At 63.9% G+C, this 15,477-nt stretch carries 12 protein-coding genes; 7 read left to right on the top strand and 5 right to left on the bottom strand.

The annotated features are described in order from the left end of the window. Positions 1 to 296 precede the first annotated feature (296 nt). The gene (locus tag AC1DIO_RS33960; protein ID WP_476854812.1) at positions 297 to 1,028 is read right to left on the bottom strand and encodes a response regulator; all 732 of its coding nucleotides are present in this window, start codon (positions 1,026 to 1,028) and stop codon (positions 297 to 299) included. Between the two features lie 139 nt (positions 1,029 to 1,167). On the opposite strand from AC1DIO_RS33960, the gene AC1DIO_RS33955 reads away from it, so the two are divergent. Both AC1DIO_RS33955 and AC1DIO_RS33950 read left to right on the top strand, forming a co-directional pair. Further along, positions 1,168 to 1,932, top strand: a complete 765-nt coding sequence (locus AC1DIO_RS33955; protein ID WP_441508467.1) for a Crp/Fnr family transcriptional regulator — start codon at positions 1,168 to 1,170, stop codon at positions 1,930 to 1,932. A gap of 6 nt (positions 1,933 to 1,938) precedes the next feature. Then, on the top strand, positions 1,939 to 3,882 hold the full coding sequence (locus AC1DIO_RS33950; protein ID WP_476854811.1) for a hybrid sensor histidine kinase/response regulator: 1,944 nt from the start codon (positions 1,939 to 1,941) through the stop codon (positions 3,880 to 3,882). A 21-nt stretch (positions 3,883 to 3,903) separates the two neighbouring features. Here AC1DIO_RS33950 and AC1DIO_RS33945 read toward each other — a convergent pair whose 3' ends face one another. The 4 genes from AC1DIO_RS33945 to AC1DIO_RS33930 all read right to left on the bottom strand — a co-directional run bounded on the left by AC1DIO_RS33945 (position 3,904) and on the right by AC1DIO_RS33930 (position 9,579). After that, positions 3,904 to 5,361, bottom strand: a complete 1,458-nt coding sequence (locus AC1DIO_RS33945; RefSeq protein ID WP_476854810.1) for an aldehyde dehydrogenase family protein — start codon at positions 5,359 to 5,361, stop codon at positions 3,904 to 3,906. 48 nt (positions 5,362 to 5,409) lie between these two features. Further along, entirely contained in the window at positions 5,410 to 7,047 is a 1,638-nt protein-coding gene (mdlC, locus tag AC1DIO_RS33940) for a benzoylformate decarboxylase (protein ID WP_476854809.1), read from the bottom strand. Positions 7,048 to 7,128: 81 nt separating this feature from the next. Then, the gene (locus AC1DIO_RS33935; RefSeq protein WP_476854808.1) at positions 7,129 to 8,433 is read right to left on the bottom strand and encodes an MFS transporter; all 1,305 of its coding nucleotides are present in this window, start codon (positions 8,431 to 8,433) and stop codon (positions 7,129 to 7,131) included. A gap of 252 nt (positions 8,434 to 8,685) precedes the next feature. Beyond that, complete coding sequence (locus AC1DIO_RS33930; protein ID WP_441489275.1) at positions 8,686 to 9,579, bottom strand: LysR family transcriptional regulator; 894 nt, start codon at positions 9,577 to 9,579, stop codon at positions 8,686 to 8,688. A gap of 141 nt (positions 9,580 to 9,720) precedes the next feature. Here AC1DIO_RS33930 and AC1DIO_RS33925 point away from each other — a divergent pair, with 141 nt between their 5' ends. From AC1DIO_RS33925 to AC1DIO_RS33905, 5 genes are read left to right on the top strand one after another with little or no spacing between them, the layout of a single operon-like run. After that, positions 9,721 to 10,563 (top strand): VOC family protein, encoded by an 843-nt coding sequence (locus tag AC1DIO_RS33925; RefSeq protein WP_441508462.1) that lies wholly within the window; start codon positions 9,721 to 9,723, stop codon positions 10,561 to 10,563. Positions 10,564 to 10,573: 10 nt separating this feature from the next. Next, positions 10,574 to 11,440, top strand: coding sequence for a fumarylacetoacetate hydrolase family protein (locus AC1DIO_RS33920; protein WP_441508461.1), 867 nt, complete (start codon positions 10,574 to 10,576; stop codon positions 11,438 to 11,440). Further along, on the top strand, positions 11,437 to 12,225 hold the full coding sequence (locus tag AC1DIO_RS33915; protein WP_441508460.1) for an IclR family transcriptional regulator: 789 nt from the start codon (positions 11,437 to 11,439) through the stop codon (positions 12,223 to 12,225). The genes AC1DIO_RS33920 and AC1DIO_RS33915 overlap by 4 nt, the downstream gene beginning before the upstream one ends. Beyond that, a complete protein-coding gene (locus AC1DIO_RS33910) occupies positions 12,222 to 13,865 on the top strand; it encodes a bifunctional 3-(3-hydroxy-phenyl)propionate/3-hydroxycinnamic acid hydroxylase (RefSeq protein ID WP_441508459.1) in 1,644 nt (547 codons plus the stop codon). Before AC1DIO_RS33915 ends, AC1DIO_RS33910 begins: the two co-directional genes overlap by 4 nt. Positions 13,866 to 13,894: 29 nt before the next feature. Then, positions 13,895 to 15,091, top strand: a complete 1,197-nt coding sequence (locus tag AC1DIO_RS33905; protein ID WP_441508458.1) for an aminotransferase-like domain-containing protein — start codon at positions 13,895 to 13,897, stop codon at positions 15,089 to 15,091. Positions 15,092 to 15,477: the final 386 nt, after the last annotated feature.

Below are 15,477 nucleotides of genomic sequence, written 5' to 3'. Positions count from 1 at the left end.
TCAACCCGTGGCACGCCATGCGACAGCGGAAAATGCGGCGATATCCGCGTCATCTGCCGCTCGCTCAGCAGAAACAAATCATCCATCACGGCATCCTCCAGGACACCGTGAATCACATCTCAAGCAAAATTAATAGGTCCTGAGCCTAGGTGTTTGCCATGCAGTTTGCCTAATGGGATCGTACGAATATCGAGCGGGCAGGTCGATCAGGCTAATATATTGATCAGCCTGATCGTATCCGGCCTTGCTCTCCAGAAATGACGGAATTTATTACCAGTAAATAAGTGTAGATGATTTCAGGGCGATGGTTTTCCGGTAAAGACGTAGCCGACCCCTCGCACCGTCTTGATGAGCGTCGGCCTCGTCGGGTCCTGCTCGATTTTCTTGCGCAGGCGTGAAATTTGGGCGTCGATCGTTCGATCGAAAGCTTCCAGCCTCCGCCCGTGTGTGATGTCCATCAGTACTTCTCGGGAGAATACGCGTCCGGGGTGTTTTGACAGCGCAGCCAGCATGTCAAACTCTCCGGTCGTGAGAACGATGTCAGAGCCGTCCGCCCTAAGGAGTTGGCGTCGTCCGAGATCGAGGCGCCAGCCATCGAAGCTGACGATTGCGCGATGGTCATTGTGATCAGGTGCTGTTGACGCGTGACGCCGGCGCATGACCGTACGCAGCGGTGCCAGTAACTCGCGAAGATGAAACGGCTTGGCGACATAGTCGTCGGCACCGATCTCGAGCCCAACGACCCGGTCGACGATGTCGTTCCGTCCGGTCAGCATGATGATCGGAACGTCGGAGTGGGAGCGGACTTCGCGAGCCAATCCGAGCCCGTCCTCGCCGGCGGGCAGGACGAGATCGAGCAGAATCATGTCGATCGAGGTTCGCTGAAGGCACTCGCGCATGCCCTGGCCGTTGGCGACCGCCGTGACGCGATAGCCCTCATCCTCAAAATAGCGGACCAGCATCTGCCTGATGCGCATATCGTCGTCGACGACAAGAAGATGCTCGTTCCGGGCTTGCTGTTCGGCCATGTCTGAGCTTCCGGATCACAGTCGTCGAGCCAGCGTACAATCCGTTACAATTTTATACCAACGGTAACTGGCCTATCGTTTCGTCGTCACTGAAGGGCGCTCAATTCTCCGGCTATGAGTGGTTATGCAGGGGAGTGTCATGTTAGCGGGCATCAGTGTTTCGTGCTTAGGCTTACCGCGCGGCAGCTTCCCGGACGCGCAGGTGTCAGCTCCTGACCTGGGGAGCTTGTTCAGGCGGCAACCCATCGAGAAGGTMGAGACTGGAGCTGCGGTCTTTTGGGAGGGAGACGAGGCAACGCATGTCTTCGAAGTTGTCGAGGGCGTCTTGCGCGTTTTCAAGATCATGAGCGATGGCCGCAGGGTGATTACCGGCTTCATCTATCCCGGAGATCTTCTGGGTGTGTCGCTCAAGGATCATTATCTCTATACGGCTGAAGCCATAACACCGGCAAAGCTGCGCCGCTTTGCCCGCTCCCGTTTCCAGGACGAGATCAATCGGTGCCCCGAGCTTCGCCCGCAGCTGTTTGCTCAGTTCTGCGACGAGATGGCTGCGGCCCAGGATCAGATGGTCTTGCTTGCTCGCAAGAGCGCCGAAGAGCGCGTGAGCAGCTTCCTGCTCCTCATTGCCCGCCGCCGGGCCGGAGGTCGGCCGACTTCGCCGTTGCTCGCGGTTCCGATGACGCGCTTGGATATGGCGGATTATCTGGGCCTCACGATCGAAACCGTATCGCGCAGCATGAGCAAGCTCATCGCCTGCGGCGTGATCGCGCCCAGCGGACGCAGCGCGATCATCATCCGCCAGTTGGCAAGGCTGGCAAGGCTTGCTGGTGAAGGGGATGGCGACGATGATGAGGATCGTCCGCCGACCATGACATCGGTGCGGCGCGCGGTCTGGCCTCACTGAGAGTTGATGCAATCCGCGGGGATGACGATGGAGTCCACCGTTACCAGTGACTTCAGTCTTGATGAGATCGTACGGATTCTCGATGGTGCCAATATTATCGTCCATGGCTTTGATKGGGTGATCAGCCGCTGGACATCCGGTTGCGCGGATCTGTACGGCTGGAGCCGCGAGGAAGCGGTCGGCGTCGTGGCGCATGACCTTCTGCGAACCGTCTTCCCGCGGCCGCTCGAAGATATCCGCGCCTACTTGAAGAAACATAATCTCTGGAAGGGCGAATTGACCCACCGACACAGGGATGGGCGTGCCATATCTGTCGCGAGCCATTGGGTCGCGGTGAAGTCGCAGAGCCGGGCAGGCTATTCGATCGTGGAGGTGAACATCGACGTAAGCGATCTGCGGCGCACGCAAACCGAACTCGCCGCCAGCTCCGCTCATCTGCGCTCGATCCTGGACACGGTGCCGGAGGCGATGGTCGTCATCGATGAAATCGGTACGATCCTGTCCTTCAGCGCCGCTGCCGAACGGCTCTTCGGATATGCGGCGGATGAGGTCTGCGGGTCGAACGTCCGGATCCTGATGCCGTCACCGGACCGGGAGGCGCATGATGGCTATCTCTCGCGCTACTTGGCGACCGGCGAAAGGCGCATCATAGGCTTCGGGCGCGTGGTGACCGGATTGCGCGCTGATGGAACCGAATTCCAGATGGAACTCGCCATCGGTGAGGCCGTCGCCGATGGCAGCCGTATCTTCACCGGCTTCGTCCGAGATCTGACGAGCCGGCAAAAAATCGAAGAAGAGTTGCGCCAGGCTCACAAGATGGAGGCGGTCGGTCATTTGACTGGCGGTATCGCGCACGATTTCAACAATCTGCTTACGGTCATCAGCGGCAATCTCGAGATGATCGAAAGGCGCATCGAGAGCGGGAGGCTGCACGATCTGGTGCGCGAAGCCCAAGATGCCGCTGATGACGGCGCCAAGCTGACGGAACAGTTGCTGGCCTTTGGCCGCCGGCAACCGCTCAATCCCAAGCTCATGGATGTCAGCCAACTGGTCGGCAACTTCTCAGCTCTCCTGCGTCGCACGCTTGGAGAGTCCATAGAGTTGCGCACGGTCGTGACGGGGGCGCCGCACCACGCTCTGATTGATGGGTCGCAGCTGCAAAACGCTCTGCTCAATCTCACCTTGAACGCCCGCGATGCGATGCCGCGTGGCGGGCGTCTTACGGTCGATGTTGCTTCGGTTCGGCTCGATGCCGACTATAGCCGCATTCATCCGGATGTGCGGACAGGAAATTACGTGCTGATTTCCGTCAGCGACACCGGAAGGGGCATGTCGGCCGAAACACAGCAACGCGCCTTCGAGCCGTTCTTCACGACCAAGGACGTTGGCGCCGGAAGCGGTCTTGGTCTCAGCATGATCTACGGTTTTGCCAAACAGTCCGGCGGACATGTGCAGCTCTACAGCGAGTTGGGGCAGGGAACCTGCGTTCGGTTGTATCTGCCGGCAGCCACGAGAAGTCCTGTGCGTGCCCCTGGGCGAGCACCAGTCCCTGATGGACATAACAACCAGATTCCAGGGGGGACCGAAACGATCCTGGTGGCGGAGGACGATGCGCGCGTCCGCCATGTCGTCGTCGCCAGGCTGGAGGACGCAGGGTACAGGGTGCTGCAGGCCAATACCGGGGTAGAGGCGCTCCACCTGCTTTCGCAGCACCCGGAAATCCGGCTGCTCTTCACCGATATCATCATGCCTGGCGGCATAGCCGGGGATGAACTGGCGAAGCGAGCCCGCCGCATCCGGCCCGGAATCAAGGTCCTCTTCACCTCAGGATATGCGGAGCCCAGTATCGCAAGGCGAGAATTCGCCGCCGCGGGGAGCTGGCTCAGGAAGCCATACACCGCTCGGGAGCTGGCGGTCCGGCTACGGGAGTTGCTGAGCGACCCGATTTGAACAGCTTGCCATAGCAGGTTCTCATCGCAGTCCTCCGGCTCTGAGCGCGATGTGCTTCGTCTCCTGGAAATCGTGAAGAGAGGCGAGGCCATTCAGTCGGCCGATGCCGCTTTGCTTGAAGCCGCCTTCCTCGAACTCGTCGTGGATGGCGGCCCAATCATTGATCCAAACCGTGCCGACCTGCAGTTCGCGCGCGACACGGAGAGGCCGATCGACATCGCGGCTCCAGACGCTGGCGGCCAAGCCGAAATCGCTGTTGTTGGCGTGGGCGATGGCCTCCGCTTCGCCTTCGAAAACCTGGAAGGTCGCGACCGGTCCGAACACCTCTTCCTGGACGATCACCAGATTCGCATCGGAGACCTCGAGCAGTGTCGGTCGATAGAATGCCCCCGCCGCGAGTGCAGGCTCGCGCGGGATGCCGCCGCGGACGATGGCCTGAGCGCCCTCCGCCAGAGCTTTCTCCACCATCGCATCGACGCGGGCCACGCTTCGCCTGTCGATCAACGGGCCCATTTCGCTCCTCGGATCGGATGCCGGGCCGACTCTGACCTGATCCAGCCGCGCGCCAAGGGCCTGCCGCAGACGGTCAGCGATGCCGCGCTCCGCCAGGATCCGGCTTCCGGCCATGCAGAACTGGCCAGCGAAGACTGTGATGGCCTTCTCGAGTTGCGGGAGCGCTGCCGCGAGATCGGCATCGTTGAACACGATCATCGGCGTCTTGCCGCCGAGCTCGAGGCCGAAGCGCTTCAAGCGCGATGCGCCGGCTGCCGCGATCGCCCGGCCCGTGCGGGTGCTGCCCGTGAAACTGATCACCGGCACGTCGGGCGACTCGACCAGGAATCCCGAGCCGGAAATGCCGCTCTCGGAAAAGATGTTCACGACGCCAGGTGGCAACTCCGCAATCTCCGAAAGGATCTGCGCGACGAGAGCATTCACCTGCGCGGTCTGACCAGGCATTTTGGCGACGACCGTCGTGCCGGCGGCGAGGGCCGGGCCGAGGGAGCGCATCAGCAGGACGACCGGGCTGTTCCACGGCACGATGAGTCCGGCGACGCCGATCGGGTCGCGCAAGGCCATGGAATAAGCGCCCGGTCGAACCTCCAGAGCCCGGCCATGCTGGGAGAGCGCCAAGGCTGAGCAGTAGCGCAACTTGGGCGCGACCGTGGAGACTTCGAACCGGGCCTCAGGCAGGATCTTGCCATTCTCTGTTGCGAGCATCTGCGCCAGTTCTTCGGCGCGTGCTTCGAAGCGATCGGCGATCACATTGAGGGCGCGGGCGCGCAAGCTCCGGTCATCGCGCCAGGGGCTGTGCAGGAAGGCGTTTCGAGCGGCAGCAACGGCGCGCTTCGCATCGGCTTGCGTCGCGTCCGCGAAGGACCCGATGAGCCCGCCGGTGGCAGGATTGATGCTGGGGACGCGGTTCGCGCTGTCGCACCAGGCCCCGTTGATCCAGTTCATCGCATTCGGCAGATGTTTCACGACGATATCCTCCTGGCTCATCGGCGCGGGGCCGTGGCCGCAAACGCCTCAATCCAGTCCGTAGAGGCCAGGCACGGCCCGATCGACCAACACTTCGACGAGCTGCGGCTTCGCGCTGGCGAAGGCTTCTGAAAGAGCCGGCGCGAGGTCATCGGCGCGCGCGACGCGCACGCCCGCGCAGCCATGCCCGGCGGCGAGTGCCGGGAAGTCCAGGCCGGGCAGGTCGATGCCCGGTGGTGCGGCCCTTTTCATGAGTTGGCTGAAGGCGCGCATMGCGCCGTAGCCACCGTTGTTCAGAACCACCACTGTGATCGGGAGGCGGTGCTGTGCGGCGGTCCACAAGGCCTGGATGGAATACATCGCCGATCCATCACCAATCACGCAGATGACGGCTTGGGTTGGCCTGGCGAGGGCAATCCCAACCGATGCCGGCAGCGCGAAGCCCAAACCGCCGCTMGCCATGCAGTAGAAGCCGTTATCCMGAACCGGCAGATGCCGCTGGAGCGCTTCCTTGTGCGAGGGCGCCTCCTCCACGATCACGCTGCCGGGGTGACGCAGATCTGCGATCGTCTGCATGACGAAGCTCGCCAGGACCGGTTCGGTCGGGGCGATCCGCGGTGCCGGGGCGCGAACGGTGGCGGGTGGGCGATCGCGGAGCGGCACAGTCGCGAGCAGACCGGAGATCGCGGGACGCATCGTCGAGAGCAAGCTCACTCCACCAATGGCGGCTGCGGCGGCATCTGCATCGTCGGTGATGTGGAAGATGGGAGGCCCTGACCTGAGGCCTGCGAGATCGCCGGGAACGTGAAAGGTGAAGGCCGGGGCGCCAAGGATCAGCACCAGGTCGTGCCGTCCCAGTATCTTGGCAAGCGGTTCGGGGGCGGCGGGCAGAAAGCCGTTGAAGAGCCGGTGATCCTCCGGAAACGAGGCTCTGCTTGCCACCGGTGCGGCCCAGACTGCGGCGCCCAGACGTTCTGCGAGGGCAACGGCAAGTGCCGACGCTTCGTCCCGTGCGACCGCAGCACCGACGACGATGACCGGGCGTTCGCTGGCATCGATCGCGTTGGCGAATGCCCGAAGACCTTCAGGATCGGGCCCGAAATCCCCGCTGGTTGGCCGGGCCTCGACGGGCTCGCAGGGAACTTGCCAGTCATCGGCAGGAATCGAGACGAAGGTAGGGCCGCAGGGCTTCTGCATGGCGATGGCGTAAGCTTGGGCGATCGCCAGCGGCACATCCTGCGGGCGCGCCGGTTCGCAGCTCCATTTCACATAGGGCTTGGGAAACTCCGCAGCCGAGGCGGCGCCGAGAAATGGGCGCAGCGGCAGCAGCGCACGTGCTTGTTGCCCGGCTGTGATGACCAGCGGCGTTTGATTTCGGTAGGCTGTGTAGATGCTCCCAAGCGCATGGCCGACGCCGGCCGCGGAATGGAGATTGACGAAGGCCGCCGAGCCGGTTGCCTGGGCATGGCCGTCGGCCATCCCGACGGCACTGCTTTCCTGCAGGGCGAGCACATAGCGGAAATCGCTTGGCCAGTCGTGCAGGAAGGCAAGCTCGGTCGAGCCGGGATTGCCGAACACCGTCGTCATCCCGAGCGACCGGAGAAGGGCGATCGTCGCATCGCGCACAGTGCCGGCCGGTTTTGTGAGGGCGGAGGGCAGGGCCGCGGACTGGTCTGCTGTCTGCATGGCAATTCCATTGGTTTGCTGCGGCCGCGTCGCGCGCCGATGCGAGCAAGCGTTGGTGAAGGCGGCGGCTTCGGCTCTTGCTCAGATCGCGCGAAGCCTGGTCTCTTCGGCAGCCATCACGGCGCCGATGGCGATGACCGAGACCAGGCTGAAGTAGATCAGGATGGGAAGAAGGCTGCCGCCGCTCCAGGCGAGCAGGCTCGCTGCGATGACGGGCATGGCGCCGCCGCCGAAGATCGTGCCGAACTGCCGCCCAAGTGATACCCCGCTKAAGCGAACGCGCGTGTCCGGGAACAACTCCGGATAGAAGCTCGAGGTGACGCCGATATGCATCGGCTGGATGAGCGCCCCGGGAATGGCCGTGGCCAGTACGACCAGCAGGGTGTCGCGGGTCTGCAGCAGCGGAAAGAAGAGGAAGGCCACATAGAGCCCGGCCAGGACGAAGCCGGTGCCCAGCACCACCCGCCGCCCGATACGGTCCGACAGCGCGCCGAACAGCGGCACCATTGCGATGGCAATGACATTGCCGAGCAGGACGCCGCGCAGCAGCGTGGCCTGATCGATGCCGAGCGTTTTCACCCCGTATGAAAGGCCGAAGATGGATGTGAGATAGAACACACCGGACTCCGCCAGGGCGCAGCAGAACACGATCAGTGCCGGCCGCTTGTAATTGTCGAGCACCTGCAACAGCGGTACCCGCGCAGGAGGCGTCCGCGTCGCTTCGAATACGGGCGACTCTTCGACCTTGAGCCGCACGTAGAAGCCGAGGCCCACGAGCACGATGCTCAACAGGAAGGGCACGCGCCAGCCCCATGTCAGCAGGACGTCGCTCGGCAGCGCGGCGGCAAAGGATACGACCAGTGTCGCAATCACGACGCCGGCGAAATTGCCGGATTGGGCGATCGAGGCGAAGACGCCGCGTTTGCCTTCAGGCGCGCTCTCCAGCATCAGCACCGGCGCTCCGGTCGACTCACCGCCAAGGGCGAAGCCCTGCAGGAAACGCAGGGCCAGCAGGAAGCCCGCCGCCCAGATTCCAATGGAATCATAGGTCGGCAACAGGCCGATGGCCGTCGTCGATAGACCCATCAAAATCAGCGTCGCCGCCATGACCGGCTTTCGGCCGAGACGATCGCCGAAGTGACCGAAGAACAGGCCGCCGAGAGGTCGTGCGACAAAGCCGACGGCAAAGATGCCGAGCACGGCAATCATGCCGGCGACCGGGTCCGCATGCGGGAAGAACAGTTTATCGAAGACGAGAGGCGCCAGGAACCCGTACAGCATGAAATCATACCATTCGATCGCTGACCCAAGGAAGCAGGAGAGGGCGACCTTCGTGCGATCCTTGTTGAGAAGCGCAGATTGACTGTTCAGTGCTGCGACCGACATGGCGTTCCTCTCTTGCATAGATTTTCTTCTTCGCAATGCTGCCTGCCTGCGAAGGATCTATCGTTGCAATGAGAATGGGTGTGGGCCTCGCTCCGGGTCGAGCGGTATTTCGTCAAGCATCGTTCGCATTCGGGAAACTGCCGCCGGGGTGGAGCGGAGCGGGCTTCGCCGACAATGGAACGCCCGGAGAGCGGGCGCCGGGGAGGGCGTCTCAGGAGCTCGGGCGGCGGCTGGAGTTCGCGCCGGTCTGTCTCACTCGATCGCGAGCATATCGACGAGAGCAGTCAATGCCGGAGTAAGAACGGCGTTGCGCTGGGTCGCCAGATGCAGGTTGCAAGGCGCCCAGTCTTCGGCAAGCGGGATGTCGACAAGGCCTCGGCTTGCAATTTCGCGCGCCGCGCTGCGCATCGGCAGCACCGTAATGCCGAGACCGCCCTGGACCACCCGGCAGATCGACGCGATGCCATGGACGCGGACGCGCGTAGACAATTCCGCGCCATGGCTTGCGGCCTCGCGGGCCAGCAAATGCCCGATTGCCGAGTCCGGTGGCAGAACCCAATCCTGGTCGAGCAGATCGGCAAGGCGAACAGCAGCCGCGCCCGCAAGAGGATGCTCGGGGCTGACGACGATCCCGAGTGCGTCGCGACGATAGGGTCTCAGGCGCAGGCCTGGGCTGGATTCCGCACCCAGCAGGATACCGAGCTCGGCCCGCCCATTGAGGACGCTCTCGGCAACTGCATTGCTGGTGAGTTCCTCGACTGAGAGCCGGACATGGGGGAAGGCGCCGAGAAACCTCCGCAACTGCTCCGGGAGGTCATGGAATAGCGCGGGCCCCGAGACGGACAGTCTGATCTGCTCCAGGACGCCGTCCGTGATGTCACGCAACTCGTCTTCAAGCTCGTCGACATCGGCAAGGATCCTGTGCGCATGCGCCGCGATCGCCCGGCCGGGCGCCGTCAGCCCGATCCCGCGGCCTGTCCGCTCGATCAGGCGGAAGCCGAGCGAGTCCTCGAGGAAGCGAATCCGACGGCTTGCGGCCGAAACCACAATGTGAAGTTCCTCGGCGGCCAGCGAAAGGTTGCCATGGCGCTCCACGCCCATGATCAGTTTCAGGGTCTTGAGGCTAAGCCGGTCATTGAGTTTCACCGAAGCGACGTCCCTCGAAGCTGGCAACGAGCCGACGGCCGTTGCCATTAGGTGGAGATATCTTGTCAAAATCTCAAAATATGGGAAATTGACTCATCCATTATCGTAATAATATCGCTATTCCAAGAATGGAGTAGCAAAATGATGCTCACCGCCTTGCAAGCCAGCGCCTATCTGCACCACCTCAATCTGAGAACGCCGGATGTGAAGCGGCTCGCCACCTTCTATGCGGAGGTCATGGACATGGAGCTGATCCGGCTGGATGGGGAAGAGGCGCTGCTGGTGGGTCCGCAGCGTCGCGTGCTGCTGACACAGGGACCGGCCAAGACACTCCAGCATGCAGGCTTTGCGGTACGCGACAGCGAAGGGCTGGAGGGGCTGCGTGCCCGGGCGGTCGAGCAAGGGCTCGAGCCTGCCGACGCTTCCGTGTCGCTGTTCGAGAGCGACGCCTTCTCCGTATGTGACCCCGATGGCAACGAGGTGATCTTCGGCCGCGCCATCGCCGATACGGCCGGGCCGCGCGGACGCATCCGCGGACCGATCCAGCATCTGACGCTGGCAACCCGGGACGTCGAAGCGATCGAAGGGTTCTATGCCGGCAAGCTCGGCTTCGGCGTCTCCGACAGGGTGGTCGATGACGCCGGCCGCGTCATGACGTGCTTCATGCGCGGCAATCACGAGCATCACAACCTGGCCTGCTTCCGGCAGGACCGGCAGGGCATCGATCATCATTCCTACGAAGCCGGCGAATGGAACACGATCCGCGACTGGTCGGATCATTTCGCCGCGCGCGGCGTGTCGCTGATGTGGGGCCCCGGGCGGCATGGGCCCGGGAACAACCTGTTCATTTTCATCGAGGATCCGGACGGGAACTGGATCGAGGTCTCAGCCGAGCTGGAGGTCGTCCACGATCGCCCGGTCATGCAGTGGCCCCATGCCGAGCGGACGCTCAACCTATGGGGGCGCGCGATCCTGCGCGCGTGAGGAGCACACCATGAGATTCGTTTCGTTCAGAGCCGAGAACCGCGCCAGCTACGGCGTTGCGGGCGCCAACGGCATTTTCGATCTTGGAGCGCGCTTCGGCGCGGTGCTTCCCGACTTGCGGACCTATCTGGAGGCCGCCGCGCTAGGGCTCGTCGAGCCGGTGCGCGAGCCGATCCAGGCCGATTATGCCGAGGGCCAGTTTCGCTACGACCCGATTCTGCCCAATCCCGGCAAGATCCTGTGTGTCGGCCTCAACTACGAGGAGCACCGTCGCGAGACGGGGCGGCCGGAGGCCGCGCATCCCGCGATCTTCACGCGGTTTGCCGATACGCTCATCGGGCATGGGGCGCCGATCCTGCTGCCGCGGCTATCCAAGGCGCTCGATTACGAGGGGGAGCTGGCCGTGGTGATCGGCCGACCCGGTTTCCGGGTGCCGAAGGCTTCGGCTCTCGACCTGATCGCGGGCTACGCGCCATTCAACGACGCCACGTTGCGGGATTGGCAGCGCCATACCCACCAGTTCACACCGGGCAAGAACTTCCCCGGCACGGGGGCGTTCGGCCCAGAACTGGTGACGCCGGACGAGATCGTGGAGTTCGCGCGGGCCCGGATCGAGACTCGCCTCAACGGATCGATCGTTCAGTCTGCCACGCTGGGAGAGATGATCTTCCCCGTCGCCGACATCATCGCCTATGTCTCGGACTTCACGCCGCTGGCCCCCGGGGACGTCATCATCACCGGCACGCCTGGCGGGGTCGGCTTCAAGCGCGAGCCCCAACTGTTCATGCAAGCGGGCGACACGGTCGAGGTCTCGATCGAAGGGATAGGTCGGCTGACGAATCCGATCGTCTCCGAAGCCGATCCGGACCGGACATGAACGCGCTCGGCCGCTTCGTCAGTCTGCTTCGGCTGTTCCGGGAAACAAAGGGAAGCTGGACGGTTCAGGACATGTCGGAGGCGCTAAGCGTGCCGGCGAGCACCGTCTATCGCACCGTGCGGGAGCTGGTCGGCGAGGGGTTTCTCGAACCGGCCTACGAGGCGCATTATCGTCTCGGCCCCGCCTTCGTCGAATTCGATCGGCTGGTGCGCCTGACCGATCCGCTGGTGCGCGCCGGGCAGTCCCGCCTGCATGATCTGATCGCGCAGGCGGGTGTCCCCTGTGTGGCGTTGCTGGCGCGTCTCTATGGCGACACCGTGCTGTGCGTCGCCGACGAAGCCGTCGGAAATCTACCGGCGCGGCCATCCTATGAACGCGGTCGGCCCATGCCGCTGACGCGAGGCGCCACGTCCAAGACGATCCTGTCATTGGTCCCGCCCCGACGGCTGGCCCGGCTTGTGGCGGGGAGTTTCGGCGGGCAGCCCGGCGCCGACCAGGCCGATCTGCCCATGAAGATCGCCGAACTGCGCGATCTGCTGGCCGGCATCCGCAAGCGCGGCTACTGCATCACGCGCGGCGAGATCGACGAGGGACTCGTCGGCATTGCCGTCCCGGTCGCGGTGCCGGAGCTCGGCATTGCCGCCAGCATCAGCCTCGTTCTCGATGCTGCCAGCCTGGACGAAAAGCTCGAGCATCGACTCGTGCTCCTGCTCGTCTCTTCAGCCAGCCTGCTGGGCGATCGGTTGTCCGGATCTCGGCTCGACGGAGCGGACGTGTCGCAATGATTCAGGAATGCGATGTCGCGATCGTTGGAGCCGGTCCCACTGGACTGACCCTGGCCAATCTGCTGGGACAGGCTGGCCTCGACGTCATCCTGGTCGAGCGCAATTGCAGCACGGTGCAGGAGCCACGGGCGGTCTCCATCGACGACGAGTCGCTGCGTACCATGCAGGCAACCGGCCTGCTCGATTCGGTMCTGCAGGATGTGGCCCTGGACTACGGTTCACATTATTTCACCCGGGACGGGCGTTGCTTTGCCAAGGTCGAGCCGGCCACCCGGGAATATGGCTTTCCGCGGCGCAACGCTTTCACCCAGCCGAAGCTGGAAGCCGCGCTACGCCGGGGGCTCGACCGTTTCCCCAATGTGGTGACGCTGTTCGGCCATTCCTGCGAGACGGTGGCGGAAGATGGTTCCGGCGTGTCGCTGTCCCTTCGTTCTGGAAGCGGCGGCGGCATTGCCATTCGCGGCCGCTATCTGGCGGCCTGCGACGGTGCCAGCAGCGCCTTGCGCAAGGTCGTCGGTGCAACGCTCAGCGGCTCGACCTATCGCCAACGCTGGCTCATCGTCGATCTGGCCTCGACCCGGGAGCAGCTGCGCCAGACGCGGGTCGTGTGCGATCCCGACCGCCCCCTGATCACATTGCCCGGCCCGGACGGAATCCGCCGCTACGAATTCATGCTGCGCGACGGCGAAGACGAGGAGCGCGCGGCTCACCCCGACCATGTGCGTGCGCTGCTCGAAGCCCACGGGCCCGATGCCGACGCACGAATCGTCCGTCGCCAAGTCTACGCCTTCCATGCCCGCATCGCCGATCGCTGGAACACGCAACGCATCTTCCTGGCCGGCGATGCGGCGCATCTGTCGCCGCCATTTGCCGGCCAGGGTATGAACAGCGGTGTCCGCGATGCGCATAACCTTGCCTGGAAGTTCGCCGAGGTGATTTCGGGACGGCTCGGGCCGGAGCTTCTGGCGACCTATCAGCGCGAGCGGGCACCGCATGCATGGGCCCTGATCCAGCTCGCCATCAAGATGGGGCGGGTGATGATGCCGACCTCCCGGCGGCAGGCGGCCATGATCCAACTCGGCTTTCGGCTTGCCCAACTGGCGCCGGGGATCCACGCGCATTTCACGCAGATGAAATACAAGCCCAAACCCTTCTATGAGAAAGGCTTTGTCGTTCCCGACGATGGCGGAATGCGTCTTGCCGGACGGATGCTCCCGCAACCGCTGCTCCAGATGACGGACCGCCGCTATCAGCGGCTGGACGATGTCATGGGCGGCCAGTTCGCGCTCGTCGCCTATGGTCCGGATGCACAGCGCATGGCGGCGACGGCCGAAGGCTTCGGGCTTCGCTCGCTCCGTCGCGTCGCGGTGCTGCCGACCACCTTCAATCCCTCTCAAGACCGCCCTGACGTTTCCGCCGGACGCGACACTGACGGGCATATGAGCTCGCTGTCGCCGGCTGGGCGCAACATCCTGATGCTGGTCCGGCCGGATCGTTATGTCGCCGCGGCCAGCGTCGCGGAAAGCGCATCGATCGCCCGGATGGCGCGATCGATGCGCGATCTTGCTGGCCAAACCTGGAATGCGACCACGTCCGCCACTGGTCCGGCTCCTGCAGAACCCGAGGTTTCCACCCGATGAGCACCGCCGACACGCACGCAGGACCACGGATGACCGCCTTCGAGCGGCGCTTTTCGCGCTATGCCAACCGCATCGTACCATCTGCCATTCGTGGCCTTGCGACCATGCCGAAGGCGGCCGATTGCGTGTCGTTCGGACCTGGTGAACCCGATTCCACGCTCTTTCCCGTTGCCGAGATCCGCGACAGCCTGGCCAGGATCCTGTCGAAACCGGAAACGGCGCGGGCTGCGCTGCAATATGGCGCTAGCGAGGGCGATCCTGCCTTGCGCGACCGGATCAGCGCCTACATGCGCGCCAAGGGCGTGCAATGCGACAGGCATAACATTCTCCTCACCAATGGCGCGCAACAGGCGCTCGATCTCGTCGCCGAGCTGCTGGTCGAGCCCGGGGCGACCGTGCTCGTCCAGACGCCGACCTATCCCGGGGCGCTGCAGGTCTTTGCCGCGCACGGCGCGCGGATGCGCGAGCTGGAAGCGGCACGGGCCGGGACTCACGATCGGCCGGCGCTGATCTACGCGATGTCGAATTTCCACAACCCGACCGGAGCGACCTTGTCGCTCGCCCAACGGCGCGAACTGGTCGCCTTGGCCGGTGAGCTCGATACGATCCTCGTCGAGGACGACCCCTACGAGATGCTGCGTTATGAGGGCGAGGCGTTGCCGCCGCTGCTGGCGGTCGACACGGAGGCCCGCTCGATCGAGGACGCGCGGACGATCTATCTCGGTACATTCTCCAAGGCGGTCGTGCCGGGCTTTCGTGTCGGTTGGCTGGTCGCCCCCCGTGCGGTGGTCGCGAAACTTGCTCTCATGAAACAAAGCGAGGATCTGCAGGCGGGTACCCTTGCCCAGGCCTGTCTCCTCGATCTTTTCGACAGCATCCTCGACACACATGCTGGCCGGCTTCGCGACGCCTATCGCATTCGGCGCGACACGATGCTGGCGGCGCTCCAGTCGGAGCTCGGCAACCGCGCCAGCTGGATCGTTCCCCAGGGAGGCCTGTTCATCTGGCTGAACCTGGAAGCGCATCTCGACATGCATGCCTTGCTGAGCCGTGCGGCTGAAGTCGGAGTGACCTATGTCCCCGGCTCTGCGTTCCAGCCCGATGGGCAGGGTGCGGCAGCGTTACGCCTCAGTTTTTCAGCTGCACCTCTCGATCGGATGCAGGACGGCGTGCGGCGCTTGGCGCAGGTGCTGGGGGACAGCGCGCCGGGGGCCGATCGGGGCTGACGCGATGAGGTCCGGCCTGGCGTTTCGGGACGTGTTCGCGGCGTGCTCGATCCTCGACGGCACTTGAATCACGCAGTTGCTCTCCGCCTGCGCGTGCCGCGCCCTCTCGCGGGCGGCAAGTTTGACCAACAGGTTCAGGGAAGGGGAGAGGGCCTGTTTCCCTCTGTCTCAAACGAAGGTTGCATTCTGTGGCCAGCGCCCCTGGCCGCCAGGGTATCCTGGCTGGCTGACGGGGGCGCTAGGCTCAGGACCTATTAATTTTGCTTGAGATGTGATTCACGGTGTCCTGGAGGATGCCGTGATGGATGATTTGTTTCTGCTGAGCGAGCGGCAGATGACGCGGATATCGCCGCATTTTCCGCTGTCGCATGGCGTGCCACGGGTTG

Source organism: Allobosea sp. 05T439, assembly GCF_056396005.1.
This window is presented reverse-complemented; position numbering and strand designations above follow the sequence as displayed.